The organism is Micromonospora sp. NPDC049139 (genome assembly GCF_055586845.1).
In genome coordinates this window covers 355951-380644 of sequence record NZ_JBVJHK010000001.1, presented here as the reverse complement: position 1 = coordinate 380644, position 24694 = coordinate 355951, and the positions used below count along the sequence as shown (strand labels likewise).

Below are 24694 nucleotides of genomic sequence, written 5' to 3'. Positions count from 1 at the left end.
ACACAAAGGGGGTTGACGAGCCGCCGACCGCGGCCCGCCAACCCCGACAGTGCGTGGTTACTTGCCGCCACCGGCCCGGAATGCCACCCAGGCGTCGCTCATCCGGTCCGCCTGCCCCGGGGTGAACATGTTCATGCAGGCGTCCTGCGTGTAGTCCATGAAGTTGTGGATCGGGTCAAGCCCCGGTGCCGTGCAGGTGTCCGCGCCCACCGGGCAGTTGAACTGCGGCGCCGCCTCCCGCGGAGTGTCCGCGACGTAGTCGCCGGAAGCGGAGCACCCGTGCGCGAAGGTGTGCTCCAGCATCAGCCAGTGCCCGACTTCGTGCGTGAGCGTGTCACCCAGGGCGTACTTGCCCGCCGTTCCGCCCGGCATCGACTCGTCGAGCATCACCACGCCGTCGATGTAGTCCCGGCCGTTGTTGTAACCCTTCGGGAAGTACGCCCAGCCGAGGAGCCCGCCGCCGATGTTCGCCGCGTACACGTTCAGGGTTCGGGAGTCGCCGGTGTACAACGCACTCTTCATGTCCCGCTCGTTCTTGCCCGGCACGACCGTGTACCAGTCGCTGTTCACCGTCCACGTCGTGTCGACGAGCGAGAACCGGAACGGCGTGTCGGAGGCGTTCGCCGCGGTGCGGCCCGCGAACGAATCGTTGAGCACCGTCATCTGCGCCGCGATCAGGGTGTTCCACCTGTTCGTCTCGGCCGCGCTCAGGGGGTGGTCGGAGATCATGTGGAAGACCGTGGGCACGGTGACGCTGCCGTTGGGCAGGCGCGGCGAATCCTTGATCACGCCGTAGGCGTTTGCCTCGTTCTTGGAATACAGCTCCGGCTCCTGCGCCGTGGCGCCCTCGCTCACCCGCGCCGCGCTGTGCCCCTCGGCACCCGGCTCGCATTCCGCGACGCCCGGGGAGGCGGTCACGGACGCGGCTGTGCCCACCGCCGCGGAGGCTCCGCCGGCCGCCAGGAACGTCGCGGCGGTGGCGGTCAGGACTGCCAGTCGGAACGTCAGTCTCCTGTGCATCGTTGCACCTTTCACGCATGGGGGATGGGGTCACAGAGCGGACGAGCGAGGGGCGGCCCGACCAGCTCACAGACATCGTCGTCTCGGTATGAGAACACGCCACCGGCGCTAACAACAGGCCCCGAAAGAGGGAGCATCGCCGGTGCGTCGGCGTCCTTCGGCAGTAGCCCGGCGCCGCAGGCCGGGTGGAGCCCCGCAAGAGGCGGGGCCAGGCCGTCGGCCGACCGCCATCGTCCGATGCCGAGGACTACGCGGCGGGCCACGCCGTGGAGTGCGGCATCACCGGCTCACGCGGCACCCGGGGTCGCCACCCGGCGAGTGGGCGCCCGCTGGCCGCCCGGAGCGGCCCGTCTGGCCGGGTGGTGCCTGCGGGTCACCACAACCGGCGGCCCCGGATCAGCGCAGCGGGTCGACGGTTCCGAGCGGCACCTCGGGCCGGCAACGGCGCAGCCGGGCCGCCGCGAGCCGCCCGCCGACGGCCAGCCCGTAGCGGTCGACGGCGGCGAGTCCGTACGCGCTGCAGGTCGGGGTGTACCGGCACTGCCCGGGCCAGCGGTGCGACAGCCAGCGGCGGTAGCCGCGGATCGCGGCGAGACCGGCCCGGTCCAGGGTTCCCGGCCGATTGCGGGCCGATCGGCCCTGCCGGGCGGGCGCCAGGCCACCGGCGGCGCCCGCCATGGCGGCGCCCAGGGTGAGCAGGGTGGAGAAGAGGCCGAGGTCGCAGCAGCCCGGGCTGCTGCAAGGGTCGTCGCCACAGGAGTCCAGGGCCCCCTTGCGGCCCTTGCATCCGGGTCCCTGACGACGGGAGCCGACCTCGCTGTGGCAGTGGCCCACGGCGTGGCAGTGGGCCGGCTTACGGCAGCGGCAGGGCCCCTGGCTTCCGGAGTGGCCGGCGCTGTTGATCGTCATGGGTGAGATCATGCCTGGTCCGGGCAAGGCGTCCGGCCGGGGATACGCCGGGAGGGCGAGCGATCGACGGAGGCCGTCTGGCTGAAGTCGCCGATCAGCGTTCGGGGGCGCGCGACGGCGGCCCGTCAGCCCAGCCCGTGCGGCTGCGCCGGGCTTGGACTCCCTACGGTTGGCTGCCTTCATCCCGCGCGTCAGTGCGCCGCCGTGGGGCCGCCAGGATCAGGACGGCCAGCACGAGGGCGGCGCCGAGGCCGATCCCGGCGGGCACGGACAGGGACGACGATTCCCTGGCCCCGCCGTGTTGCTCGCCCTTGACGGGGACTACGGGCCGGTCGTGCTTCTTTTCCTCGGGTGCGACCAGGTGGCCGACGGACGCGCCGGCAGGAAGCGCGAAGCCCCAGTCGAGCAGCGCTGCCGACTCACCCAAACTCCCCAGCGGCGCGGTCTCCGCCCCGAGCAGGGTCACGGCGAGCCGTCGCCCGTTGCGTTCGGCTACGCCGACGTACGTCTGCCGAGCCAGGTCGGTGAAGCCCGTCTTCCCTCCGAGCGTCCCGGGGTAGTGGCCCAGCAGCGTCTGGTCATGGGTGATCTCGATTGCCGGGTTTCCCGGCCGTGCCGGTATCTGTGCCACCTCGGTGGCGATGTAGCGCCGAAAGTCCTCGCGGGCGAAGACGGTTCGCGCGATCAGCGCGAGGTCGTACGCGCTGGTGTACTGGCCGGGGCCGTCCAGGCCGGAGGGCGTTGCGGCGTGGGTCTGGTTCGCGCGCAGCCGCTGCGCCTCGTCGTTCATCGCGTCGACTCCGCCCTGCCGGCCGGCGGCGCCGCCGCCGACGCGAGCCAGCACGTTGGCCGCGTCGTTCCCCGATTTGAGGAGCAGCCCCAGCCACAGGCTCTCGATCGAGTACCGGCCGCCCTCGACCACCCCCATCAGCGAACTCGCCGGATCGAGATCGTGCAGATCCGCCCGGGTCACCTGAACGACGTCGGCTGGATCGAGGCGGGACATCAGGGACGCCGCGAGCAGCAGCTTCTGCACGCTGGCTGGCGTTCGGTGCTCGTGGGGGCCGCACCCACCCAGGACCTCACCGCTGTTGAGGTCCGCCACGAGCCACGCGGTGGCGGTCACTGCCGGAGCTTTCGGCGCACCCGCAGGGATGGCCAGTCCTGGCGTCGCCAGCGCCTGCCCCCCGACTGCCTGCTGAGCGGGGTCAACCGGTGGGGGAGACGGCGTGGTGGGCGGAGGAACCGACGGCTTCACGGCGGGGCACGGCACGTACGGCGTGGCTACCGCCGGCGTTGGTGTCACGACGAGCGCGCCAGCGGGCAGAACCAGGAGCGCGCTGAGCGTCAAGGCGGTAACCCGAAAGTCAGTCACGTTAACGTACGGTAATCGGCGCAGAGGCGGGTACGGTGCGATTGGAGAAATGCACGTCGCGGTGACGGCGAGGAGCAGGTGGGGAGCGGCGGGCTGCGCTTGACCGACAGCACCGACGGCGCCGCCTGAAAACGGCACCCACTCCCACCTGCCGCTCCATGTTTGCGCTGCTCAGAGGCGGGTAGCATCCCGTTTCGCCACCGTACGCCGCCGCCGGAAGCCGGCTGCCCGAACCGGGCGGGCGCACCCGGTCGGCGGCGGCTCGAGGGCCGGGTCAGCCGGTGCGGCGGGTGCGGGCCAGAGCCAGCCCACCGAGGACGATGCTGATCAGCCCCACCACCAGTGCCACGTAGGCTCCGCCGCGCCCGTTGCCGGTGCCGATGCCACTGTCGGAGGTTGCCACGACCAGTCCACCGAGGGCGATGCCGATCAGCCCCGCCACCAGGGCCATGGTCGCTCCGCCGCGCCCGTTGCCGGTGCCGATGCGACTGGTGGGGCGGGCCAGAGCGAGCCCGCCGATGATCACGCCGGCCAGCCCCAGCACGGCGGCCACGCTGGCCCCGAGTCGCCCGGCGCTCATGGTGTAGACACTGGCGGCGGCCGGCTGGGCCGAGACGTGCGCGGCCGCCGGTGCGGCAAGTCCGAACGCCCCGAGCAGGGCGGCTGCGGCGGCGGCGAGCATGTGGCGGATGGACATCGAGGATCCCTTCGGTCGCGTGACGGGTACAGGCGGCAGCGTATGTACCAGCGTGTCTCCGGGTCGTCATGCCGGAGTTGCCGATGGGCCTACCACCCGGGTCGTACGCGCTCGGGGCGTCGTACCGCTGCGGTTGTCTCCCCGTACCGGCGCAACCGCACACTCGCCCCCGCCGGCAGGCCCGACGAGCCCACCGCCAGGCAGCCGGCGTGCTCTCGCAGGTTGTTGTCAGGAGCGGGCGAGCCAGCCGGGGACGGTCAGGCCGGACTCGTACGCGAGGATCACCAACTGGGCCCGGTCCCGGACCTGGGCCTTGGTCATGATCCGGCTGACGTGCGTCTTCGCGGTGGCCGGGCTCAGCACCAGCCGCGCCGCGATCTCGTCGTTGGACAGGCCGGCGGCGACCAGCGCCATCACCTCACGCTCCCGCTCGGTGAGCGCGCTCAGCCGTGGCCCCGGGTCCGGATGCGTGGCCCGGGCGGTGAACTCGGAGATCAGCCGGCGGGTGATCGACGGCGCGATGAGTGCGTCACCGCGCGCCACCACCCGCACTCCGTGGATCAGCTCCGCCGGCTCGGTGTCCTTGACCAGGAAGCCGCTCGCGCCGGCCCGCAGCGCGCCGTAGACGTAGTCGTCCAGGTCGAAGGTGGTCAGGATGACCACGCGGACATCGGAGCTCGCGGCGATCTCCCGGGTGGCGGCCAGGCCGTCCAGCACGGGCATCCGGATGTCCATGAGGACGACGTCCGGCCGCAGCTGCCGGGCCAGGCGCACCGCCTCGGCACCGTCGGCGGCCTCGCCGACCACCTCGATGCCGTCCTCGCCGTCCAGGATGGACCGGAACCCCGCGCGAACCAGGGTCTGGTCGTCGGCGAGCAGCACCCGGATCACGCCGCGCCCCCCGGTTCCGATCGCAGCGCCGGCGCTCCCGCCGGCACCGGCTCGGGCCGCAGCGGGAGGCGGGCGCGCACCCGGAAGCCGCCGTCCGGCCCGGGGCCCGTGCTCAGCGAACCGCCCAACGTCTGGGCCCGCTCGCCCATGCCGAGGATCCCGTTGCCGGGCGGGCCCGGTGCGCCGGTACCGTCGTCCTCGACCTCCACCAGCACGTCGTCGTGGTCGGGCCGGACTCGGATCACCGCGGCGGCCGCGCCCGCGTGCCGGGTCACGTTCGTGAGCGCCTCCTGGACGATCCGGTACGCCGCCAGGTCGACCTCCGGCGGTAGCGGCCGGGTTTCGGTCAGCTCGGTGCGGATCTCCAATCCGGACCGGCCGGCCGCCGTGACCAGCTCGTACAGGCGGTTCAGGCCGGGTGCGGGCGCGGTCGGCGCCTCGCCCTCCCGCCGCAGTATGCCGAGAGTCGTACGCAACTCGCGCAGCGTCTCCTTGCTCGTCTGTTTGATCGCGGTGAGGGCCTGCGTGGACCGGGTGGGGTCCGGCCGGTGCAGCGCGGCGCTGGCCTGCACGTTGATCAGCGAGAGGTGGTGCCCGAGCACGTCGTGCAGCTCGCGGGCGATGCGCAGCCGCTCCTCGGTGGCCCGGCGCCGGGCCTCCTCCTCCATCCGCTGCTCGGCGGCGAGCGCCCGAGCCTGTCCCTCGGCGAGGTAGGCCCGGCGGTTGCGGGTCACGCCCACGATGACCGCGATGAGCCAGCCGGCGTGCAGCAGCGTCGCCCCGTTCGCGCTGTTCGCCGTCCTGTTGTAGCTGTCCGCGACGGCGAAGGCGACCACCGAGGCGAGACCGAGCCCGATGGCGACCGCGAGGTGCCCTTCGTCGACGACGGTGTAGAGCGCCACGACGAACACCAGCATGATCGGCCCGGGCCGGTGCAGCAACACTCCGTACGCGCCGACGGCGGCCAGCGCCACCACGCCCACCGCGACCGGATGGCGGCGGCGGACGTACAGCGCGCCGGAAGAGGCCAGCACGGCCAGCAGCGCCGCCCGTTCAGCGGCGGTGTCGATGCCACGCGACTGCACCACCAGGCCGACGAGGGCCACCAGGCCGACCACGAGCACCAGGGCGATGTTCGCTGGACGGCCCTGCCATCGCCACCTCGACATGCGCCGAAGCCTAACCTCCCGGCACTGGCCGGGAGAACATCCGACCGGCGGGCGTGCGGTCCAGGTGGCGGCGGCCCGCGCTCGACACCTGTCCGGGAACGCCACAGCGACCCCCGCACCACCGTGGCGGTGGTCGGAGCCGCCGTCGGCCTGCTCGCGGTGCTGTCGACCACGCATCGGGGCCCGGACGGCGGATCGCTCACAGTAGACAGCCGGTGACAGAATCGCCCTGTCCGGCCGTGCGCTGCTGAGATGGGACGGGTGGGTTGGTGCGGGTACTCCAGGTCGCCGTCACCACGATCGTCCTCGCGGTCATCGTCCCGACGGCGGTGAACGTCGAGACCGGGGGCAGTCTCCCGGCGTGGCTGAAGCCGTTCGGTGGTTGGCTGTGGCCTGCCGCGATCGCTGGCATCGTCAGCGTCGTCGCCGTCGAAGCGTGGAGCCGCAGGCCCCCGGCCAGCCGGATCTCGGCGCGCCATCCCGACGATCCCCGCAACGACACCCGTGCCCTCGACCAGGTGCAGCGCTATGTCGAGCTGCGGATGCGCGGGTCGCTGGCCGAGCAGGTGCGGGTGGCCCTGGCGCTGGACGAGCAGCCGACCGCCGTGTTGCCGCCCACGAATCTGGTCCAGCGGGTCAGCGGAAGCGAACACCACCTTCGGGCTGACGACGACATACTGGGCGTGTTCGACGAGATGGGTGAGTCGATGCTCATCCTCGGAGCGCCCGGTGCGGGCAAGACGACCCAGGTGCTCGTTCTGGCCAGGGCGCTGGTCGAGCAGGCTCGATCGTCCCCGGCGGAGTTCAGGGCCCCGATCCCCGTCGTGGTCGATCTCGCCGACTGGTCGCGGTCCCGGCCGCGTCTGCTGCCGTTCGTGGGTACCCGGGACAGCGGCCCACGGGATTTCGTCGAGTGGCTGCTGGACAGTCTTCGGCAGCGGTACCGAATTCCGGACAAGGTGGGCCGGGTGTGGCTGGAGACCGATCGGCTGATCCTGTTGCTGGACGGGCTCGACGAGGTCCGCGACGGCGACCGGGCACGGTGCGTGGCGGAGATCAACGCGCTTCAGGAGCAGTGGGGCGTCACCCGGCTGGCCGTCTGCAGCCGCATCGCCGACTACGAGACCCTGTCGGCCCGCCTGTACCTGCAGGGGGCGGTGCTGATCCGGCCGCTCAACGAGGAACAGGTGGTGGATTTCTTCACCACGGTCAGCCCCTGGCTCAACGGTGTGCTCGACGCCCTACGCGAAGACCCCGAACTGTGGGAGCTGCTGACCTCGCCGCTCATGCTCAACATCATGGCCCTCGCCTACGGTGACCGGCCGGTCGAGATGGCGACCGGTGAACAGGATCCGGTCATGCGACGAAGTCTGCTGTTCGACGCCTACCTGGTGGAGGTACTCGCCCGCCGGGGATCCGGCACGGTAGATCCTGGCCGTGCCCTGCGTGGTGTGCGCACCCTTGCCGTCGCCGCCACCGAGATGAACTCCGGGGTGACGGTGCCAGCTCTCAGCCCGGCGACCGTTCCGTACGTCGTCACCCCGGTCGTTCGTGCCGCCAGCCGGGATTGGGTGGGGCCGGCCACGGGTGGTTCCTGCGCGGTGGCGACCCTCGTCGCGCTGACCTCCCAGACGAGCCTGCTCGCCGGACTGCTCAGCGCCATGACCATCGGTGGCGTCGTCTGGTTGATCACCGCTTACACCAGGCGGGCCTGGTCGGGCCCGTTGGCGCCTCGATGGCTGCCGCTGGCGACCTGGTGGGTGGCGGTGGCGGCGGGCAACCTTACTGCCTTCCTGCTGCTGTGGTGGCTCGCGCGGCTCGTCGCCGACCAGTCCCGGCTCACGCTCGGCGTCACGGTGGTCGCCATCGGAGTCGGCCAAACCGCCGTACTCGCGGTGTTGAGCAGTGTCGAGCAGTTCTGGTCGTACCTGCGCGTGCTCCTCAAGGGAAAGCGGAGACGCACGATCCTGTGGACTCTGGGTGGTCCGGCACTGACCGTACCGCCGATCGCTGTCTTCGGGCTCTCCGAGGCCGCCCTGTTCGGTTGGGCCGTCGGGGTGCCCGCCTGGCTGACCGTGGTGGCCGCCCTCGCATGGTGCACCGAGCTGGAGCCCGCCGCCGGCACCCCCGTGACCGAGTCGATCGAGCCCCGCGGGCATTGGTTGACCTGGCTGGCAGCCTCCTGCCTGGCAGCGCACGTGGCGGCGGTCGTCCCCGCGGCCCTGCTGGTGGCGCCGGGGTGGACAGCGCCATTCTGGTCTCCGCTCGCCGGCTGGTTCGTGGGCGGGCTCTTCGCCCTCTGGCCGGCGACAGCCGGAGCGCTGCTGGTCGACGGCGTGTACGCCCGGGTGTGCATGGCGGTCGCGGGGGAGCCGGACCCGTGGCGGCGCAGGTACCTTCGTCTCGCGGTCGACCGGAGCCTGCTGACCAAGGTCGACGGGGAATACCGCTTCATCCATCTGCTGATCCGCGACCACCTCGCCGGCTGCGACCCGGATTCGCTCGCCGCCGAGGTCGAGCGGCGGCGGGCGACGTTGACCGCGTCCGCCGCCACACCGACCCTGACCTGACTGTGAGGCTGGCCGGGTCGGCCCGTACGTGATGGGTTGATGGCTGGCAGCAGTGGACGTGACCCATGCCCTGACTGGCTTGTGTGCCTTTGAGGCGACTTGTCCGTCTGCTGCTGCCGGCGCCGGCCCGGCGGGAGACGTTTGGCCTGATCAGGAGCTTGACCGCCAGTTAGCGGCTGGCGTGTCTCATCACAGTCCTGCCATCTCCGCACCGGACCGGACCCTTGCGTCCCCACAGTGAGGAGAGAACGCATGTCCATGCTGGCAGATCTGGTCGAGGTCGTCATCGGCGTCGACACGCACAAAGACACGCACACCGCCGCGGTGCTCGACACCCGCACCGGTGGGGTCCTGGGCAGGGCCACGGTGCGCACCGACCCGGACGGCTACGCCGAGTTGGTGGCCCTGGCCGACCGGCACTCGGGGCTGCGGGCGTGGGCGCTTGAGGGCTCCGGCGGCTACGGCGCGGGCCTGGCCCGGCACCTGGCCGATGCGGGTGAGCTGGTCGTCGAGCTGGACCGTCCGCTGCGCCCGGCCCGCCGCGGCGGGGCGAAGTCCGACCCGATCGACGCCGAACGCGCCGCCCGCGACGCCCTGGCCCGCACCCGCCTGGCGCAACCCAAGACCGGCCCCGACAGGGCCGCACTGCAGGCACGGCTGACCGCCCGTCGGGCCGCCGTGGAGGCCAGCGCCACCGCTCAGCGGCAGCTGCACGCCCTGGTGATCACCGCCCCCGAGGCGGTGCGGGCCCGATTCCGCGGCCAGAGCACCCGGGCCATGCTCACCACCGCCACCCGACTGCGCCCCACCACCAACGCCGACGTCGAGGTGTTCACCTGCCTGGCCGTGCTGCGCGACCTCGCCCGCCGCGTCCGCTTCCTCGAAGCCGAAGCCACCGAACACGAGAAGGCGATCCGCGCGATCGTGCGCTCCTGGCGACCGGATCTACTCGACCTGACCGGCGTCGGACCGATCGTCGCGGCGACCGTGCTCACCGCCTGGTCACACCCCGGCCGCTGCCGCAACGACGCCGCGTTCGCCATGCTCGCCGGCACCGCCCCCATCCCCGCGTCCTCCGGCAAGACCGTCCGCTACCGCCTCAACCGCTCAGGAGACCGCCAACTCAACCGCGCCCTGCACACCATCGTCCTGACCCGCCTCCAACGCGACGAACGCACCCGCGCCTACGCCGACCGCCGCCGCGCCCAAGGCAAAACCGACCGGGAGATCAAACGCTGCCTCAAGCGTTACGTCGCCCGAGACCTCTACCGACGCCTCGAAAACTCACCCCAGCCACTTGACGCGGCATAGGAGCGTCGCGTCGCCTCCCGGACATATCGTGGTGGTGCGACCGGGCAGCGAGCGCGACCGTCCTTCAGCCGTGGAGGTCAGAGCTTCGTAACGAGGCGGAACCGCTCCAGCACGACCGGGGTGTCGTCGTTCACGGTGAAGTCCGGTTTGCCCAGCCAGCCCCGGTAGTCCGTTCCGTGCCAGTAGTCCTCGTGCCCGGCTCGCCAGGCCGCAACCGAGTCGTCCCCTTCGCCTTCGTCGCGAGCGTGGTCGAAATCGACGTCACCCAGTCGGCTGACACGTACGTCGGTCACTTCGATCACTGCGACCCGGCGGCCGGCGGAGTCGACCACCGCCGCTCGGGTGCCCACCACCGGCAGCGGCTCGCCGTCGATCTCGTAGTCCTGGAGCAGGCCGGTGGTGGTGGTCTTGGTCCCGTCGAGCACGGCAGCGACCAACTTGTCGCGCAGTGGGCCAGGGAAGGCGAATTCGAACGAGGGCAGATCGGCGATCACCCGGACGAGGGTAGTGCGGTGTCCACTGAAGTTCACCGGGTTTCCGGTGGGCACCGACAACCGCCCTGGCAGGGCTCCGCGTCGGCGTCGTGCTCAAACGAGCAGCCCGCCCGTTGCCCGGATGTTCTGACCAGTGATCCACTGCGCGTCGGACCCGGCGAGGAAGGCGACCACGGCCGCGATGTCGTCGGGCTGGCCGATCCGTTGCAACGCGGTGACGGCGGCGGTCTGGGCCAGGGCCTCCGGGGGGTTGACGGCGCGCAGCAGGTCGGTGTCGGTCGCGCCGGGCGAGATCGTGTTGACAGTGATGCCACGGCCGCCGAACTCTCGGGCGGCGACCGCTGTGAACTGTTCGAGCGCGGCCTTGCTGGCGCAGTACAGGGAGTGGCCGGGCGCCGGCACCACCGTGTTGAGGGTGGAGATGTTGATGATGCGGCCCTTGTCGCGCAGCACCGGCGCCGCCTCGCGCATGGCCAGCACGGGGAACTTGGTGTTGACCGTCAACACTCGGTCGAACTCGTCCTCGGTGATGTCCGCTATCAGCGCCCGGGGGTTGACGGCGGCGTTGTTGACGAGAATGTCCAGGCCGTCGCGAACCGGCTGGAACATCGCCGAGATGCTGGTGAGGTCCTCCTGGTCGGCGCGGACGGCGATCGTGCCGGCGAGTTGGCTGACGAGGTCGTCGGCCGCCGCCTGGTTCTCCTTGTACGTGAACACGACCGTTGCGCCTTCGCCGGCGAGTCGATGCACGATCGCCCGGCCGATTCCCCGCGAACCGCCGGTCACGAGTGCGGTCTTACCGGTGAGCCTCATGCCGGGGACGCTAGCCGGGGACGAGTTCCCGGTATTGAAAGAATGCGCACAGCTCGGTCGGCGTCAGGCCGGACAGGGCGCGGACCTCACGGTTGAAGTGCGGCTGGTCGGCGTAACCGCAGTCGACCGCCGTCTGCGGCAGGCCGGCGGACCGGGTGAGCATGCGCAGGGCGCGCTGAAACCGAGCGATCCTGGTGACAGTTCCGGGCGACAGACCGATCTGTCGCTGGAACCGGAGTTCAAGGGTGCGCCGGCTGACGCCGAGATCGTCGGCCAACGTGCTGATCCGGAGCCGATCCGCCGATTGCTGGAGTCGCCACCAGGCACGCATCGTCAGCCCGTCCGGCCCCGTGTCCGCGGCGAGCCGAGCGGTCAGAAAGTCGTCCAGCACCGCGAACCACGTCGGCCGGTCCGGTGCCTCCCCGAGCCGCTCGGCCAACTCCACCTCCAAGCGGCCGAAGACGTCCGCCAGCCGGAAGGTGCCGCCGGCCACCTCCCGCATCGGCACGCCGAACAGCGCGGTCACTCCGGCCGGCGTCAAGCCGATCGAGACGCCGTCCCCCCAAGCAGTCTGCTCGTAGACGGCGGGGTCACCTCGGGGCCCGGTGACCACCCTGCTCGGCCCGGCGAAGTCGACGATCATCGTGGCCAGGTTCATCGGCAGGACCCGGTGCCGTAAGGCTGCTCCCGAACCTGAGCGGAAGCCCGCGTAACCGACGACATACGGCCGCAGTCGCGGATGCGGGAGGCTGGCGATCGTCTCGCACGGCTCGGGAGGGACCCGCACCGGTATGGAGTGCACGTGGCTCACAGCCAGCCATCATCCACGCGTCCAGGCTCTGGTACGAGTCGCAGTGGCGCACCGACTCGCCCACTCGTGCTGCCCCGCCGGCGCGGACGGCCGGTTGCGCGGTTACCCTGCGGCGGTGGTGCTCGGCGAGGACGAGGAGCGGTTGGCGGCGTCGCTGGCTGACCGGCTCGACGCGGTCACTTTCACCGACCTGACCACGGATCAGGTCACCGCCCGGCTGATCGACGCGGTGGTCGACTGGGCGGAGCAGCGGGGCTGGCGGGTCTACCGGCGGGCGTCCAGCGTGCTGCCGCTGCCACCGCCGATGTCCGCACAGCAGTCGGTGCTCGACGTGGCCTGTGCCCGCCCGGACGGCCCGCCGGTCGTCGTCGAGGTCGATCACGGTACGCGCCGCCGCACCTGGGAGAAGCTGCTCGCCGAAGCCGACGCGGGGCGGATCCCGGTGTGGGTGCGCTGGGGTGCCGGCCGGTTCACGGCCCCGCCTCCGCCGATCCGGATGGTGACCTGCGAGGTGGGCCGGCGACCGGACCCGACTGGCCGGGGCCGGGTGCACAGCCGCTCGCCGCGAGCGGACAAGCTGCCGCCGGCGCACTCCGCCGTGCGGGTGGGAGCGGTCGCCGCCGTCGAACTGCCGCTGCCGCCGCCGGAGTCACCCGACCTCGAGGACTGAGGGGGCAGGGCACCAGGGGCCGTTCTGGCATGTGTTCCCCACGGCGCCGCCGCCTTGCGGGCAGCAGCGCGTGAAGACGTACAACCGCCGGCTCAGGCGAAGTCGCGGTGCTTCAACTTCGCCCGCCGGCCGTCCGGATGGTGCCAGACGATGCCCTCGTACTGAGGGTGCGCCAGCAGCCAGTCACGCAGGCCGGCAAGGTCGCGCGGCACGTCCAGCATCTCCGCGTCGCCGTGCGGTACGAGCTCGTGGCCCCGCACGCCCTCGGGGTTCCCGTTGATCTTCGGGCCGATCAGCTCGTAGGTGCCGGCGCGGCGTCGCTCGGGCGAGCCGGCGAGGGCCTCGGCGTGGTACCGCGCGTACGGCGACTGCTCGATCGGCTCCCACCCCACGGTCTTGCCCGTGACCTCGTCCGTCATCACGGGCCGGTAGCCGGGCGGTCGCGCGCGGCCGGGCCGCACCTCGCGCCGTGCCCACCAGATGCCGTCCTCGTCGAGCATCACGCAGGTGCCGTCGTACTTGCGCGTCGGCGTTCCCTCGCCGTCGAGGACCCACTGGCAGGCAGGGTCTGCCTCGGGCAGGACGCGTTTGCGGTCGTCCGGGTCGCGGCGGAACAGCGTGGGGATCTTGTTCACGCCCGCATGGTCTCACCAGTGCAAAACGGATATAACCTCGCGCTGCCGGCGGAGCTGGCGCGGTGTCGGGTGCTGCCGGGGCGCGCGGCCGTCAGCACTCTGCTCCACCTTCTCCGGCGCCTGCACCAGCGATCCCGGCTGCCCGCGCTGCCCCGGATCGTGGTGATGATCCACTGTGGGACCATGGCGGCTCATGCGCGATCTTGGCGCCGAAGCATTTGGGGGACTGTGTGCGTGGACCAGCGCGACGACTGACCATCTCGATCATCTCCGCCACTGTTGCGGCGGTGGGGCTCGCTTCGCCCGCTCAGGCCGCGACGAATCCGTTCACCGCGGCGCAGGCGTGCAACAACGACTTCGGTGGCTCGTGGGCGTACGCCGGTGACGGCCACCGGTCGATCTACGCGCCGGACGGCACCAGGGTGGGCGACGTCTACCTGATGTACAACAGCGCCACCGCGTACAACTGTGTCGCCACCCTCAAGCGGGTGGCTGTCGGCTCGACGACCGGGGTTTCCGCCGGGATCCGGGTGGAGGGTGGTTCCTGGGTCTACGACTCCGGAAACTTCAAGTACTACGCCGCGATCCAACGTTCTGCCCGTGACAAGTGCGTGATGTACAGCGGCGAGGTCCTGTACGGCACCAGCTGGCAGGGCGCTGGCCGGTACAGCTGGGGCAATTGCGGCTGAGCTGCCCTCAGCCCGGATCCATCGGTGGGCACTGACCGGCCCGGGCGCGTAACTCGTATGCCAGGGGCCGCTCGGCAGGCCAGCGAGAACCGGTCCCACCGCCGGAGACCATCCGGCGGTGGGACCGGACCGACCGCCCCGTGTCGGTGGTCCGGTCGGTCGTCACCTCGCCCAGACGGTCGGTTCACCGAGCTGGCCGATGTCGGCGCCGAGGGCCGGGGTGGCCGCCGTCCGCAGGACCCGGCCACTCGTGTCGAGGATGTTCACTGTGGCCACCTGGCGGGGATCGACGCGTATCGTGCCCGCACCGGCTTCCAGCCGACCGCTAGCGATCGTGCGTCCCCTGCCGTCGAGCAACTCGGCGCGGACCGCCGATTCCGGCCCGACGACCAGCACGCCGCCTGTCTCGCCGGGCACCTGGACGGCCACCAGGTCAGGAAGCCCGGTGGCGGTCCGGTAGGTGACCGGTGCCCCTGACTCCGCATGCTGCGGCTGGTCGGTATCGGTCATCAGCAGGGCGGCGCAGCCGCCGTCAGGCGAGCAGGAACTCACCACCGCGGCTACTGGCGCGCCAGGAACCCAGTCGGGTAACCGTCCGCTCCAGATCACCTGGGGCGCCGGCCCGGTGAGCCCGTGGCCATCGAGCACGTCTTGCAGGGCGCGTACGGCGGTCGTGGCGAGCGTGGTTTCCGCTGAGCCGCGTGCGCCGGTGGTGGAACCCGGCGGCGCGTTCTCCGTCGGGCTGGCCATGCCCGGTCCACCACCGCCCGGACCGGCGTATCGCACGACGCCGTCGCAGGTGAACCGCCACCGTTCGGCCACCTGGCCCGCCCCCCGGACCACGAAACCATCGGTGTTGACCGTCTGCCAGCTTCGGGCGACCGATCCGTCCGGCTGGATCCGGCCGTCGGCGGAGGTCTCGACGCGGCACCCGGCCGGTGCCAGCCCGACGGTGAGGTCGGCGAGACGGCGGCCGTCCACCGGAGACAGCCGGCCGAGGAAGACGATCGGCTCCAAGGGCTGCGGTTCGTCCGGGGTGCCGGTCTTGTCCAGCAGTTCCGGCACGGACGCACCGGCATCACCGAGCCCATGGCGCAGCAACGCGTGCGAGTCGTTCAGGAAGGCCACCACCACCGTCCGGGCACCCGGTGCGTCGTGTGCGAGCAGCACCTTCACCTCGTCCAGCGCCGGGTCGACCAGCAGGTGGGCGCGAGCCGACCGGTACTGCTGCTCGATGTCCGCGATCAGCGCCCGGTCGCCGGCGAGGTTGCCCCGGGTCGGCGAGTCCAACAACCGTCGCACCATCGGCTTGTCGACCCGACTCGCCGGCTGGTACGTCCCCATCGCGGGTGGCGGCGACGACCCCGCGTCGGTGCCTGCCGGGGGGCCGGCCACGCCGAACATCGGCAGCGCCACCGCCACCGCCGCCAGACCGACCACGCCTGCCGCCATCCGCCGCTGCCGGCGCCGCCGGACGCGGACCAGCAACCGGTGATACGGGTCGGGGCGCGGCAGGACTGGCTCGGCGAGCCGGGCCAACGTCTCCTTGATCTCATCGGGCATCGTTCGCACCTCTCCAGCTAGTGGCGGCGGGCAACACGACGGTCGGTGGCGGGTCGGTTGGCAGCGGCTCTTGAGCGCCCGGCCGTGACGACCCTGCCGACGGCGTCGGCAGCACCGCCCGCAGCCGGGCGATCCCGCGGGACGCGAGGCTCTTCACCGTGCCGACCGAGCAACCGAGCGTCTGGGCGGTCTGCGCCTCGGTGAGGTCCTCCCAGTAGCGCAGCACCAACACCGCCCGCATCCGGGGTGGCAGACCGTGCAAGGCGGCGCGCACCTCTTCGCGTACCACGACGTCGTCCGCCACGTCGCGGCTGCCCCGGTCGGCGTGCAGCCGCCAGGCGCCGGTCACGCCGGCCAGAAACTCCCGGGAACCGAACCGGTGCCACAGGCTGACCCGCTCGTTGACCATAATCCGGCGGACGTATGCCATCGGTTCGTCCACGTGCCGCCACCGTCGCATCGCCCGCATCAGCGCGTTCTGCACCAGGTCTTCGGCCGCGTGCCGTGATCCGGTCAGCAGGTACGCGGTCCGCAGCAGATCCGCATATCGGATCTCGACGAACTCGCGGAAGCCGTCTTCCGTCAAGTGCACCCTCCAGCCCTATCTTGGGCATCATCGACGAGAAGATGACCCTGGGACGCCGGAAAAGGTTGACCGGCGGCCACGGCGGCGTGTTCCCGCCCCCTCGGGTGCCGGGGATCAGTGGTGCCCCGGGCCGCCGAGGCGAACCCCCCGGGGGGCTTACCGGAGGTATTGACAGATCACTTTGGGCGCACTGAGGATTGGCGCAGTCCACCGACCGTCACCGGAGCAGCCTCCCGTCCATCAGCCTGACGACGTTTCCGCAGCTCGGCGATGCGGCCAGCGTCGGTCCGCCGCAACCGGACAGCACCACCACCTTCCTTCCACCGTGTCGTGGCGCCGCAGGCGTGGCGCGCGACCGACGGGGCGGAGCCGCGTACCCCGGGCGGGCCCCTCGGCCATCTCGTTCGGTCACCCGTGCCGACGAAACGAAGGGTCGACAGATGCGTGATCCCCTAGGTCCCCGGTGGCGACGCCGCCTTCCCCTCCCCGCCGTGCTGGCCGGGGCCGTGGCCGTGGTGCTGCTGGTCAGCCCGGCCTCGGCCACCGCGCCGTCCGTCGCCCCCGCCGTCGACCTGGTCCGGGTCGGCGACGAGGAGGCGAACGTCGTCGAGGTGCTGCTCGCCGGCACCGCACAGCTGGATGCCCTCGTCGCCACCGGCGTCGACCTCGACCACCACGTCGCCCACACCGAGAACGGCGTCGTCGCGCACGCGGTCGTCACGGCCGGCGAGGCGGCGGCGCTGACCGAGGCCGGCTTCACGCTCGGCAAGGTGCTGCACCGGCCCGCCGACGCGCGGGAGCGGGTGGCGGAACGCGAGGCGACCATCGCCGGCCACGTGGCCGAGAACCGGCAGTTCGCCGCCGCCGCGGCCGACCCGAGCGCCCCGGACGCCTCCGACGTCAAGATCATCCGGGCGGACTGGTACACCTCCGGGACCAGCCAGATCCTCTCCGTCGAGGCGAAGTGGACGCAGGGCCAGACGGCCGCGACCCCCCTCACCGTCGAGCGGGACAGCGGCCCTGGCACGGAGTTCGGCTCCGGCGGGACGCAGACCATCTCCCGGTTCGTCGACGCCGGCGTCTACCTGTACCACCGGGGCGCCGCCACGGTGACCAGCCGCCCCGACCGCATCCGGATCACCAGCCCGACCGGCGACGTGGCCGTCGCGCAGGTGCGGGAGTGGCTGCCGACCCCGGGCACCGGCCCCGAGGGACCGGGCTACCAGAAGGACTTCGTCACCAGCTACCTGACGCCCACCGAGCTGTACGCCCGGATCCACCAGCTGGCCGCCGAGTTCCCGCGGCTCGCCGAGGTCGTGGAGCTGCCCTACAAGACCAACGGCTACCGGCGGCACGCGCAGGCGGTGCTCGGCACCGCCACCGCCAGCCGCGTCGCGGTGGACTCCCTCGCCTGGGGCCACGAGGGCGGCAACGCCATCTCCGTGGAGCTCGCCGACCCGGGCGCGGCGAACACGCCGCTGTCGGTGACCGTCACCGGCTCCGCGGTACGGGTCACCCTGGGCACCGACGGCGCGGGCGCGGTGACCAGCACCGCCGCCCAGGTCGTCGCGGCGCTCAACACCGGCGCCGGGGCGCTGCTGCGGGCGTACACCTATCGGGGCAGCCCGGGCACCGGCGTGGTCGCGCCGGCGCCGCGGACCGCGCTCAGCGACGGCCTCAGCGCGCCCGCCAGCGTCTCCCGCGACCCGCACCCCGTGTACGCGATCCGGATCGGCAAACACCGCGACGGCTCGAAGCTCGGCGTGCTCGCCTACGCCCAGGAGCACGCCCGCGAGTGGGTGCCGCCGCTGGTCACCATCGAGACCGCCGAACGGCTGCTGCGCAACTACGCCCACGACGGCCAGACCAAGCAGCTGCTGGACAGCCTCGACATCTGGATCGCCCCGTCGGTCAACCCCGACGGCGGGCACTACTCGTTCTACGACTTCAACTCCCAGCGCAAGAACATGACCAACCACTGCCCGTCGACCGGGGCCGCCGACTTCCTGGCCCGCAACTCGTGGGGCGTGGACAACAACCGCAACTACACCGAGTACAGCCTCTTCGACGGCTACTCCGGCGCGTCGTCGAGCTGCACCAGCGGCACCTACGCCGGCCCGAGCGAGCTGTCCGAGCCGGAGAACCGCAACGTCGACTGGCTGGCCGCCCGCCCGAACATCAGGTTCTCGATGAACCTGCACTCGTCGGGCAACTACTTCATGTGGTCGCCGGGGGCGTACGCGCTGCCCGACCGGGTCTCCGCGCCGCGGCCGACGCTGGCCGAGGAGTCGGCGTTCTGGGGCGCGTCGTCGCGGATCCTGGCCGCCATCAAGCGGCACCGCAACATGGCGGTCACCCCGGCGCGCACCGGCCCGATCTCCGACGTGCTCTACTCGGCGGCCGGCAACTCGGGGGACATGCTCTGGTACAAGTACGGCATCTACGCCTGGAACTTCGAGGTCGGCACCTCGTTCCAGCCGGAGTGGGACGAGGCGCACGACGAGACCATGGAGTTCGCCAACGGCCTCGTCGAGCTGATGCGGGTGGCCCGTGACTTCGCCAAGGACAACAGCCGGCCGCGCAGCACGCTGACGGTCGCGCCGAGTTCGACGCCGGGCATGGTGACCGTGACGTTCTCCACGAGCGAGCCGGCGGCCGTCTTCTACACCCTCGACCGGGCCGCCCCGACGTACGCGTCGATCCTCTACGGCTCCGCCGGCGTCCGCGAGGGCGGGGAGACGCTGACCGTCCCGGCGGGCACGACGGTCCACTGGTTCTCGGTGGACTCGGCGGGCAACGTCGAGAACAACTACCGCCCCGACGGCAACGGCACGAACTACCGCCAGGGCACCGCCGTCCTTCCTGCTGGCTGAGGTCCTCCGGCCGGTACCGATGGCCCGGCGGGCCCCTGCCGCGGAGCCGGGAACGGCGCGGACCACCTCGGGTGGCCCGCGCCGTTCCCGTCCTGCCGGCCGCCGGTCAGGCGATCGGCAGGTTGTGGAAGGTGAGCAGCCCGCTGCCCGTCGCGTTGACGATCCACGGGCCGGCGCGCAGGTGGCTCAGGTAACTCACCCCGGTCGCCCCGTCGGCCGGCGCGGAGAGCGTCAGTACCAGTCGACCGCCCGCCCGGTATTCGACGTCGGTGACCGCCGCCGTGCTGCCGTTGATCCGGAAGTCGGCCGCGACACCAGGATCGACGACCAGCGGGTCGTCGTTGCGCAGCTGCAGCGTCACCTCGGTGCGCTCGACGTTGGAGAAGGTCGCGCTGCGCGGGTTGGGTGGTGCCACCCCGGCGCTGGGGCCGTGATAAAGGTCGCGGGCCACCACGGCGAACGTGTGGTCACCCATCTCCCGGTAGCCCTGTTCCCAGGCGTAGTGGCACCCGTCGTGACCGGACAGGCCGTTCGTGGACAGCAGGGTGACGCCGAGCGTGTCACCCATCTGCCGCTGCGCCTCCCGCAGCGCTCCGGTGGTGCTGTTGCCGCAGGGGGAGGTGCGGACCTGGTAGACGAAGTACCGGGCGCCGTCGCCGGCGCGGGTGCCGATCTCGCTACGCCAGTCGGCGAGGAGTGCGGTGAACCCGGAGACGTGGACGGCGGCGTTGTCGTTGTCGGACTCGCCCTGATACCAGAGGAGACCGCGCACGTCGGCCTGGACTCCGGCGGCGACCAGTCGTTGCCGCAGCCGCCCGTAGTTGGTGCTGATGGCGTCGGGGTCGGCGTCGTCGCGCTGGAAGAACGAGATGGGCCGGCCGCCGTGGCCGCCGTTGACGAGGGCGACCGGGACGCCGTAGGTGTCGACGATCCGGCGGGCCATGCGAATGCCCCACTGGCCGACGGAACCGGGCTGGTTGGTGACCTCGCTGGCGGCGTAGTTCCAGCTGCGTTCCGCCGCGGACAGCACCGGGTCCGCGGTGGGCGAGCCGTAGCTGCGGATGAACGGCGACTCCTCGCCGGCGGACGAACCCCGGTACACGGCGGAGACGGCGTTGGACTGGCCCTGGATGACGTAGGCGTCCCCAGCCAGGACGCCCTCCCACAGGCCGGCCCGGCGGGTGACGCCGGCGCCGAGCGCGCGTAGCTCGAACCGGTACTCGCGTAGCGCGGCGTCGATGCGGGGGCTGAAGGAGAAGTCGCGCCGGTCGGTGACCGCTGCGGTGTAGGTCCACTCGTCCTCGCCGCTCGTCACCGTCAGCTGTACCGCCTTGACCCGCGGATCGGTGACCGTCCCGGACACGGGCACCGTTGCCGCGTTCGAGGCGTCCCGTGGGTACAACTGGCGGTCCTGCGGGTGCTGGTCGAGGGCGAGCACGGACGGCCGGGCGTACACGGTGAGCCGGCGCTGCGTGAAGGTGCCCGCGTTCCCCGCGAAGGTCCAGTCCGGGTGCCCGCTGGGTGCGGGGCCGATGCCGAGCGAGAGCGGCGCCCCGGAGGAGGTGAAGGTGTTGACCGCGAGCACCGTGCGGGGCGCCACGGACGACGGGCGGGTGGCACCGACCTGGTGCACCTGGAACGACCCGTACCCGCCGGACGGGTTGACGGTGTCGTCGGCATCGTAGACGCTCGGCGAGGCACCGGCGATCTGGCGGGACCCTCCGCTGCTGTAGGTGTGGGGCCACATCTCCACGTGACCGGCCAGGTCGGTGCCGGTGGTGACGCCCGGGACGTTCGACGCGACCTCCAGGTCGCTGACCCGCTGTCGGATGATCTCCCCGGTGCGGGTCGGCAGGCCGAGCCGGCCGGCGTCGGTGGTGAACGGCGCCATCGCCGTCCACACCCACTGCGGGCCCGCCGGAGTGGCCAGCTCCAGGCAGTATCCGACCCGGTCGAAGCCGGCGGCCACCTCGGCGGTGTGGTCGAAGGCGTACGGCGGCGTCTGGTTCAACCAGCTGGCCCGTTCGGGCAGGTCCAGCGCGAGGACGGGAGTGAAGTCGGCCATGCCGTCGACGTTGGCGGCGCACGAGGTGCCGTCGATCGGCCTGGAGCTGACAGGGTCGGGTGCGGCGCCGGCGGCAGGCGGCTGCCCGAACACCACTGCGACGGTGGACAGGAGGAGGCCTACTGCGGCGATGGCGGCACGGCGCGTGTCGCGTGTCCGCCGGGAACGGGGTGGACGGGGCATGACTCGGACCTCCAGCAGGTCGGGTAGGTCGGGTCCGCCGGATCGGCGTGGGTCATGCCTATCTATCAATATTCACCGACCGCAATGCGTATGCGATGAGCGGTGGGATCGCCGCGGCGGGAGCGCATGTCACGGCGATGAACGGGCGACCGGTTGCCGGGTGCCGCTGCCTCGCCTCGGCCAGATGCGAGACGACGACGGCGGTCACCGGCGGCATCGGGGGCCACCGTCACGGCCGCTGCTTGCTCCGCCGCCTTCGATCAGTCCGGCAGCAGCGGCATCTCCAGGCCCGGCTCGCGGCCCAGCAGCACCGCCCGGGTGAGCGCCGCCGACCCGAACCGGTCGCGCACCGCGTCCACCGCCGCGTCCAGGTCCGCCCCCGGGTCGCGGTCGAACGGCAGCGGCGGCTGCACGGGGGAGTCGTCCAGGTTGCCCACCGACACGCCGATCAGCGTCACGCCGCGCCGCTCGATCTCCGGCAGCGCCCCCCGCAGCAGCGCCCGCGCGGCGCCGAGCAGCGGCGTCGTGTCGGCGGTCGCCTTGGCCACCGTGTGCGAGCGGGTCGCGCGGGTGTAGTCGCCGAACCGCAGCCGCAGCGTCACCGTCCGCCCCGCCCGCGCCGCCGCCCGCATCCGTCGGGTCACCCGGTCGACCAGGCCGGCGAGAATCGCCTCCAACTCGGCGGGGGAGTGCGGGACGGGACCCAGGGCGTGCTGCGCGCCCATCGACCCACGTCGGCGGCCGACCTGCACCGGCCGGGGGTCGCGGTTGTGTGCCAGGGCGTGCAGGTGCCGGCCGGCCCCCGCGCCGAGCAGCGAGACCAGCGTCGCCTCACCGAGACGGGCGACCTGCCCGACGGTACGGATGCCCCGCTCGCGCAGCTTCCCCGCGGTCACCGGCCCGACACCCCACAGCCGTGCCACCGGCAGCGGGTGCAGGAAGGCCAGTTCCTCGTCCGGCGGCACGACCAGCAGACCGTCGGGCTTCGCGACGCCGCTGGCCACCTTGGCGAGGAACTTCGTCCGGGCCACGCCCACGGTGATCGGCAGGCCGACCCCCGCGCGCACCTCCCGGCGCAGCCGGGCGGCGATGTCGGCGGGCGGCCCGACCAGCCGCCGCAGGCCGCCGACGTCGAGGAACGCCTCGTCGATGGAGATGCCCTCGACGACCGGGGTGGTCTGCCGGAAGATCTCGAACACGGCGCGGCTGGCCGCCGTGTAGGCCGCCATCCTCGGCGGCACGACGACGGCCTCCGGGCAGAGCCGGCGGGCCTGCCGGCCGCCCATCGCGCTGCGTACGCCCCGGGCCTTCGCCTCGTAGCTGCACGCCAGGACCACGCCGCCGCCCACGATCACCGGCCGGCCCCGCAGGCGCGGGTCGTCGCGCTGCTCGACCGACGCGTAGAACGCGTCCAGGTCGGCGTGCAGGATGCGGGCCTCGCGCGACACGAACACATGTTCGCACGGGACGGGTCGACATCGGCGCTGACCTGCCCGGACAGCGCCGGGCGGCCACCGCCGCGACGGGGATGCCGAGCGGCACGCGCCCGCCGCCGTGCGCCTTGCGACTCCTCACTCTGCAAGCGTTGGAGCTTGCCTCCCGGGGCGACGCCGACCGGGCTGTCCGGTCGTGTGCCCGCCGATCCCACTACCGGCGAAGACCACGGCAGCCGACAGGGCGAGTGACGTGGAGGGTGTGCGGAGCTGTCAGGCGACGCGCGGGGCAGCGACGATCGGGAGCAGGCCGCGGGGGGCGGGCCGGTCGATCTCGCCGGTCTGCTCCACGGCCGAGGCGGCACGGGGGCGGGCCGGTGCGGCGCCCTGCGTGGGCCCGTCCGGGGCGGGGGCGGTGATGTCGGTGAGCAGCGACAGCAGCCTCGGCAGGTCGGCGGCGGCCAGCCGGAAGGACCCCCGGCACACCGTGCCCGACCACAGGGACAGCACCACGGCGCCCCGCTCGGGATGCCAGCTCACCCGCATCGTCCGGTCGCTGCCGCGCAGGTCGGTGAACAGGTCACCGAAGCTCGGCATCGGTAACACCTCTCCCATCCGCCAATCATGCCCGACGATCGACAGGCGGCCAAGGCCGTCGGGCTCGCCTACAGGTCGTCGAAGGGGCGGGCGTAGGTGAACTCGCCCCGGATCGACGGCCGCCAGGCGCTCATCGGACGCGCCATGAAGTACCGCGGCCCCCACGGCTGCGGCGGGGTGACGCCGAGGTCGACGGCCGGGCCGAACCCGAAGCGGGGGTAGTAGTCGGGGTGGCCGAGGAGCACCACCAGCGGCTCGTCGAGCGCGTCGGCCGCGCCGAGCACCGCGTGCATCAGCGCGGAGCCGACCCCCCGCCGCTGCCAGGCCGGCAGCACGCCGAGCGGCCCCAGCCCCAGCGCGACCGGCTCGCCGGCCACCCGGCCCCGGGTGCACACCACGTGCCCCACGACCTGCCCGTCGTCGGCGGTCGCGACGAGGGAGAAGGCGGGCAGCCACCCGGCGTCCGCCCGCAGCGCGTCCACCAGCCCGGCCTCCACCGGTACGGCGTCCGGCTTGTCGGGATCGGCGAAGGCGGCGAGGTGCACCGCCCGGACGGCGTCGATGTCGGCGGGGGTCTCGCGTCTGATCAGCACCGCGCCACGATAGGCGGGGCGGGCCTCCCAGCGCTCCCGATTATCGGCGCCGACCGTTCAGTCCGCGCGCCGCCGGCGGGTGCGGCGCACGAACTGCGCCAGCGCCACCAGCGGCAGCACCCCGACGGGGTACCAGGCGAGGTCGACCGGGTCGAACTGGACGCCGAGCACGAGCCGGGCCACGAGGCTGCGCGCCGACAGCGCCGCCGGGATGCCGGTCAGCTGCGACACCTCGACCGCCCAGCAGAAGGCGACCGCCAGCGCGCCCGCCGACAGCGGCGCCGTGCGCGGCCGGAGGAACAGCACCCCGGCCCAGACCATGGACCCGTACAGGGCGGTGCCGGAGTGCTGTTCGAGGCCGCCGCCAGCCGTCGCGCGGATGACGAGGGCGACCGCGAGGAACACGGCCGCCGCCGCGAGCATCAGGATCCGGCACCGCCGAGGAGTGATCGACACTCCGGCGATGCTAGGCCGTGTTTCGCCGGAGACATCGTGGCCACCCAGAGCGGTGACGAGGCGGTTCGACCTGACCCTCCACAGAACGAACCGCCGGGCGGAGTCGAGCCGAGCGGCGACGTGCTCGCTGTCGGCGCGTAACGCGATCCTGCGGTGTCGACTGTGGTCGCCACTGGTGGCGGGGCGTACTGCCAGGTCAGTGGGCCTGGCGGGGGTGCGGTCGCCGGGCCGGGACCGCCGGAGCGGGGCGGTGTTGCCAAAACGAGGTCTTGACGGGCCGGGAAGTTTGAC

General features: G+C 72.3%; 22 protein-coding genes. 5 read left to right on the top strand and 17 right to left on the bottom strand.

All coding sequences use genetic code 11. The annotated features are described in order from the left end of the window. Positions 1-57: 57 nt before the first annotated feature. The 6 genes from ACZ6Q9_RS01750 to ACZ6Q9_RS01725 form a co-directional block, all read right to left on the bottom strand. Complete coding sequence (locus ACZ6Q9_RS01750) at positions 58-1020, bottom strand: zinc metalloprotease (protein ID WP_393264201.1); 963 nt, start codon at positions 1018-1020, stop codon at positions 58-60. A 396-nt stretch (positions 1021-1416) separates the two neighbouring features. After that, positions 1417-1929 carry a membrane protein insertion efficiency factor YidD gene (yidD, locus tag ACZ6Q9_RS01745; protein ID WP_393264199.1) on the bottom strand — a complete coding sequence of 171 codons (513 nt, stop codon included), beginning with the start codon at positions 1927-1929 and terminating at the stop codon, positions 1417-1419. A 163-nt stretch (positions 1930-2092) separates the two neighbouring features. Further along, positions 2093-3304: a D-alanyl-D-alanine carboxypeptidase family protein gene (locus tag ACZ6Q9_RS01740; RefSeq protein ID WP_393454050.1), complete on the bottom strand. Its 1212-nt coding sequence runs from the start codon at positions 3302-3304 to the stop codon at positions 2093-2095. 274 nt (positions 3305-3578) lie between these two features. Then, positions 3579-4001: a DUF6223 family protein gene (locus ACZ6Q9_RS01735; protein WP_393264195.1), complete on the bottom strand. Its 423-nt coding sequence runs from the start codon at positions 3999-4001 to the stop codon at positions 3579-3581. Positions 4002-4229: 228 nt separating this feature from the next. Further along, positions 4230-4892, bottom strand: coding sequence for a response regulator transcription factor (locus ACZ6Q9_RS01730; protein ID WP_357703381.1), 663 nt, complete (start codon positions 4890-4892; stop codon positions 4230-4232). Continuing rightward, positions 4889-6061 (bottom strand): sensor histidine kinase, encoded by a 1173-nt coding sequence (locus tag ACZ6Q9_RS01725; RefSeq protein WP_393454053.1) that lies wholly within the window; start codon positions 6059-6061, stop codon positions 4889-4891. The genes ACZ6Q9_RS01730 and ACZ6Q9_RS01725 overlap by 4 nt, the downstream gene beginning before the upstream one ends. Positions 6062-6330: 269 nt before the next feature. Here ACZ6Q9_RS01725 and ACZ6Q9_RS01720 point away from each other — a divergent pair, with 269 nt between their 5' ends. Then, a complete protein-coding gene (locus ACZ6Q9_RS01720; RefSeq protein WP_396826837.1) occupies positions 6331-8631 on the top strand; it encodes a hypothetical protein in 2301 nt (766 codons plus the stop codon). 252 nt (positions 8632-8883) lie between these two features. Beyond that, entirely contained in the window at positions 8884-9942 is a 1059-nt protein-coding gene (locus ACZ6Q9_RS01715; protein WP_396826838.1) for an IS110 family RNA-guided transposase, read from the top strand. A 77-nt stretch (positions 9943-10019) separates the two neighbouring features. On the opposite strand, the gene ACZ6Q9_RS01710 is transcribed toward ACZ6Q9_RS01715, so the two are convergent. The 3 genes from ACZ6Q9_RS01710 to ACZ6Q9_RS01700 all read right to left on the bottom strand — a co-directional run bounded on the left by ACZ6Q9_RS01710 (position 10020) and on the right by ACZ6Q9_RS01700 (position 11907). Then, positions 10020-10436 carry an ASCH domain-containing protein gene (locus ACZ6Q9_RS01710; protein WP_396826840.1) on the bottom strand — a complete coding sequence of 139 codons (417 nt, stop codon included), beginning with the start codon at positions 10434-10436 and terminating at the stop codon, positions 10020-10022. Between the two features lie 93 nt (positions 10437-10529). Further along, positions 10530-11249 (bottom strand): SDR family oxidoreductase, encoded by a 720-nt coding sequence (locus ACZ6Q9_RS01705; RefSeq protein ID WP_393264189.1) that lies wholly within the window; start codon positions 11247-11249, stop codon positions 10530-10532. A gap of 10 nt (positions 11250-11259) precedes the next feature. Continuing rightward, positions 11260-11907, bottom strand: a complete 648-nt coding sequence (locus tag ACZ6Q9_RS01700) for a helix-turn-helix domain-containing protein (RefSeq protein WP_396826842.1) — start codon at positions 11905-11907, stop codon at positions 11260-11262. Positions 11908-12175: 268 nt separating this feature from the next. Between ACZ6Q9_RS01700 and ACZ6Q9_RS01695 the strand changes: the two genes are divergently transcribed. Then, the gene (locus tag ACZ6Q9_RS01695; RefSeq protein WP_393454062.1) at positions 12176-12730 is read left to right on the top strand and encodes a hypothetical protein; all 555 of its coding nucleotides are present in this window, start codon (positions 12176-12178) and stop codon (positions 12728-12730) included. A gap of 92 nt (positions 12731-12822) precedes the next feature. Here ACZ6Q9_RS01695 and ACZ6Q9_RS01690 read toward each other — a convergent pair whose 3' ends face one another. Then, the gene (locus ACZ6Q9_RS01690; protein WP_393454065.1) at positions 12823-13365 is read right to left on the bottom strand and encodes an RNA ligase 1 family protein; all 543 of its coding nucleotides are present in this window, start codon (positions 13363-13365) and stop codon (positions 12823-12825) included. 230 nt (positions 13366-13595) lie between these two features. Here ACZ6Q9_RS01690 and ACZ6Q9_RS01685 point away from each other — a divergent pair, with 230 nt between their 5' ends. Then, entirely contained in the window at positions 13596-14054 is a 459-nt protein-coding gene (locus tag ACZ6Q9_RS01685) for a hypothetical protein (protein ID WP_393264178.1), read from the top strand. Positions 14055-14216: 162 nt separating this feature from the next. Here the strand turns inward: ACZ6Q9_RS01685 and ACZ6Q9_RS01680 are convergent, their stop codons facing one another. Beyond that, the gene (locus ACZ6Q9_RS01680) at positions 14217-15617 is read right to left on the bottom strand and encodes a hypothetical protein (RefSeq protein ID WP_393264176.1); all 1401 of its coding nucleotides are present in this window, start codon (positions 15615-15617) and stop codon (positions 14217-14219) included. Then, positions 15607-16209: a SigE family RNA polymerase sigma factor gene (locus ACZ6Q9_RS01675; RefSeq protein ID WP_393264173.1), complete on the bottom strand. Its 603-nt coding sequence runs from the start codon at positions 16207-16209 to the stop codon at positions 15607-15609. The genes ACZ6Q9_RS01680 and ACZ6Q9_RS01675 overlap by 11 nt, the downstream gene beginning before the upstream one ends. A gap of 434 nt (positions 16210-16643) precedes the next feature. Between ACZ6Q9_RS01675 and ACZ6Q9_RS01670 the strand changes: the two genes are divergently transcribed. Then, the gene (locus ACZ6Q9_RS01670) at positions 16644-19076 is read left to right on the top strand and encodes a M14 family metallopeptidase (RefSeq protein ID WP_396826846.1); all 2433 of its coding nucleotides are present in this window, start codon (positions 16644-16646) and stop codon (positions 19074-19076) included. Positions 19077-19182: 106 nt separating this feature from the next. Here ACZ6Q9_RS01670 and ACZ6Q9_RS01665 read toward each other — a convergent pair whose 3' ends face one another. The 5 genes from ACZ6Q9_RS01665 to ACZ6Q9_RS01645 all read right to left on the bottom strand — a co-directional run bounded on the left by ACZ6Q9_RS01665 (position 19183) and on the right by ACZ6Q9_RS01645 (position 24403). Then, a complete protein-coding gene (locus tag ACZ6Q9_RS01665; protein ID WP_396826848.1) occupies positions 19183-21234 on the bottom strand; it encodes a sialate O-acetylesterase in 2052 nt (683 codons plus the stop codon). 350 nt (positions 21235-21584) lie between these two features. Then, complete coding sequence (gene dinB, locus ACZ6Q9_RS01660; RefSeq protein WP_393454073.1) at positions 21585-22772, bottom strand: DNA polymerase IV; 1188 nt, start codon at positions 22770-22772, stop codon at positions 21585-21587. Positions 22773-23030: 258 nt separating this feature from the next. Continuing rightward, on the bottom strand, positions 23031-23354 hold the full coding sequence (locus ACZ6Q9_RS01655) for a hypothetical protein (RefSeq protein ID WP_393454075.1): 324 nt from the start codon (positions 23352-23354) through the stop codon (positions 23031-23033). A 68-nt stretch (positions 23355-23422) separates the two neighbouring features. Next, positions 23423-23947: a GNAT family N-acetyltransferase gene (locus ACZ6Q9_RS01650; protein WP_393264165.1), complete on the bottom strand. Its 525-nt coding sequence runs from the start codon at positions 23945-23947 to the stop codon at positions 23423-23425. A gap of 57 nt (positions 23948-24004) precedes the next feature. Then, the gene (locus ACZ6Q9_RS01645; protein ID WP_393454078.1) at positions 24005-24403 is read right to left on the bottom strand and encodes a ribosomal maturation YjgA family protein; all 399 of its coding nucleotides are present in this window, start codon (positions 24401-24403) and stop codon (positions 24005-24007) included. Positions 24404-24694: the final 291 nt, after the last annotated feature.